Source organism: Carboxylicivirga sediminis (assembly GCF_018156225.1).
GTDB lineage: Bacteria > Bacteroidota > Bacteroidia > Bacteroidales > Marinilabiliaceae > Carboxylicivirga > Carboxylicivirga sediminis.
The window spans coordinates 1-2,408 of the sequence record NZ_JAGTAR010000080.1 but is presented as its reverse complement, the minus strand read 5'-3'; the positions used below and the strand labels follow the sequence as shown (position 1 = coordinate 2,408).

Below are 2,408 nucleotides of genomic sequence, written 5' to 3'. Positions count from 1 at the left end.
GGTGCTTATTGGAAAGATATTGCAGAGATGTTTGCCCGAAGCTTTGAATGCTATGTGTACGACAAGCTAAAGGAAAAGAACCGGGTAAATAACTATCTGGTATCAGGAGGTATGTTTTCTCATCCTGTTTATCCACAAGGCAAGGAACGCATTTACATTAACAAGTGCTTTGATAACCTGATTTATGCAATCAAGGAACACTTATCAATTAAATCATTTGAGCCATTTACCAATAAACGAGCCGATGAATACATCGACCTGACAGAAAAAGGCAGTGTGAATAAAGGTGTGATAGTGGGCAAAGAACGCAAACTGAAACTTGCCAAAATCAGAGCTAAAGCAATTCGCATTAAACAGAAACAAGCCCTTGCGAAGGGCAGCGAATAATAAATAGTGTACTAAAAACTTAATATCAGATAGTATGAAATTAACAATCAAAAATTACAAGGAAGCCACCAAAAATATTGACTTCAAAAAGTTGCCGGAAGCAGCACAGGAAGCACATAAAGAGTTTGATTCATTTGCCGATTTCTACAATGAGGATAAGGACATTAAAGAGATGTTGGATAATCATTTCAAAATAGTTGAGCCTTACTTAAAGGGTTCGGAAAAGAAAAGCCCTGCAAGCAAGAAACCGCAAGCAAAGAAGCCTAGTACTTCGTCACAAAAATCGACAAAAAATGTGACGAAAAAACAAACTTCAAAGCAGTCTCCCAAAAAGAAAACGGCAGCACCACGACAGGCACAACGCAAGCCCATCGAGGTTGACTTAATGCCTTTGGAAATAAAGGTTATCAAACGGTATTTGAACTTTCATAACAAGAAAGTTACGGAACGTCAGGTATCGCTTTTGTATAAGGTGATTCAAAAGGCTGCTACTGAAAAGACCATCCGTAAAACAAGCAAATACGCTTCGGAAATTAAAAGTATCAGTAATGACCTTATCAAGACTTACAAGGATATGAATGGTACTTGCAAGTTTGAAGTTCCGGATTCATTGTACACGAAGCTGAAAAAGATAGTAGATGACTATGGTGTTACTCCGGCCGTTGCATTGATTAAAAGGTTTATCAACCTGTATGGCAATATCACTAAAGCAAAAGCCCAACGCTTACTTACCACAGTTACCAATTCATTGAAAAACGGTAAGGTCAACAAGTCCGACAAAGAATTTGAACAGGTGAAAAACGTCCAAAAGCATTTACACGATTATTTGGAGAGTGACAAACTGCTTGTTACCAATGTTCAGTTAAAAGGGCTACAAGGCATTGCAGGATTGGGAAAGTAAATGCCACTACTTCCATGCCCAAAAGTAGTGGCTCAAAAAACAGGGCATTCAATCCCGGCACCAAAAGAACCGCAGTCATTGCATCCGACCAGGTTGTTTTGGCAAACGACCTTGCCAAAATGAATTTTAAGACCATCTCAGTAAGGGGAAAGTTCGGCAAACTATTAGGTAAGCTGTATATCCCATTTTATATAATGATTTACGGCTCACGCTTTCATGGCAAGAGTACCGTAGCCCTAATGTTTGCCGATGAATTGGTAAAACAGCATGGCTATAAAGTCCTGTATGTAGCCAATGAAGAAGGTGCAAAAGGAACAATGCAAGAGAAAGTTGTAAGGCTAGGTATTAATAGCCCAATTGGAATCATCGAGGACTACAATCCGAAGCTATTCAGAGATTACGATGTGGTATTTATCGACAGTACCCAAACAACGGATATTTCTCACGAGGAATTTAAAGAGCTGAAGAAACAGTTTCCGAACACCTCATTTGTAATCATCAATCAGGCAAACAGAGATGGTAGCTCCAAAGGCGGAACGAAGTGGGAGCATATAGTGGATGCCATTATGCACATTGAAAATCAAAGTGCAACGATGGAGAAAAACCGCTTTCCGGAGGGTAGTACAGAAACCATTAAAATCTTTTAGCATGGAAGAAATGACAATTAAATTTTATTGGGTGGTTATAGCCGGATTGAGTTCTCTTACAGTAGGTGTACTCTCATACATTATCCGCAATGCTATTTCTAAAAATGCCACTAAAGAAACCGTTGATGCTAAGACCGATTTACTTGAAAAGGATATTCAACACCTTACTAAAGAGCTTGAATCTTGTGAGGGTAAGTTTACTGTGCTGCATAAACGAATATCTGATTTGAGGGATAGTTCCAAGGAGATATATGTTAGCAAAGAACTATTTCATCAAACCATAAAACAGCTTAATGAGAAGCTGGACACCATATTAAAATTTGTAGAGAAATGAGAAAGTTATTTGGAAAGGCAATTAATGCCGGAGCTGCGGAAACTTTAAAAGAGGGTACTAAGCTGATTGATGAAATATTCACCACACAAGAAGAAAAGCTCCAGGGGAAAATGGAACTTTTTAAGATGGCAGTTGCCGA

At 38.7% G+C, this 2,408-nt stretch carries 4 protein-coding genes; all 4 read left to right on the top strand.

Going from position 1 to position 2,408, the window contains the following annotated elements; all coding sequences use genetic code 11:
* Window positions 1-387 (top strand): LPD1 domain-containing protein (locus tag KDU71_RS22640; RefSeq protein WP_212193410.1); only part of this gene is annotated, 387 nt, incomplete at its 5' end.
* Window positions 388-421: 34 nt separating this feature from the next.
* Entirely contained in the window at window positions 422-1,288 is an 867-nt protein-coding gene (locus KDU71_RS22635; protein WP_212193409.1) for a hypothetical protein, read from the top strand.
* A 14-nt stretch (window positions 1,289-1,302) separates the two neighbouring features.
* Window positions 1,303-1,935, top strand: a complete 633-nt coding sequence (locus tag KDU71_RS22630; protein ID WP_212193408.1) for a P-loop NTPase family protein — start codon at window positions 1,303-1,305, stop codon at window positions 1,933-1,935.
* Between the two features lies 1 nt (window position 1,936).
* Window positions 1,937-2,269, top strand: coding sequence for a hypothetical protein (locus KDU71_RS22625; RefSeq protein WP_212193407.1), 333 nt, complete (start codon window positions 1,937-1,939; stop codon window positions 2,267-2,269).
* The last annotated feature ends 139 nt before the right edge of the window (window positions 2,270-2,408 follow it).

Bases quoted from the DNA above. Each gene is read 5' to 3' on its own strand.
- KDU71_RS22635 (WP_212193409.1), top strand. From the start codon at position 422: ATGAAATTAACAATCAAAAATTACAAGGAAGCCACCAAAAATATTGAC.
- KDU71_RS22625 (WP_212193407.1), top strand. From the start codon at position 1,937: ATGGAAGAAATGACAATTAAATTTTATTGGGTGGTTATAGCCGGATTG.
- KDU71_RS22630 (WP_212193408.1), top strand. From the start codon at position 1,303: ATGCCCAAAAGTAGTGGCTCAAAAAACAGGGCATTCAATCCCGGCACC.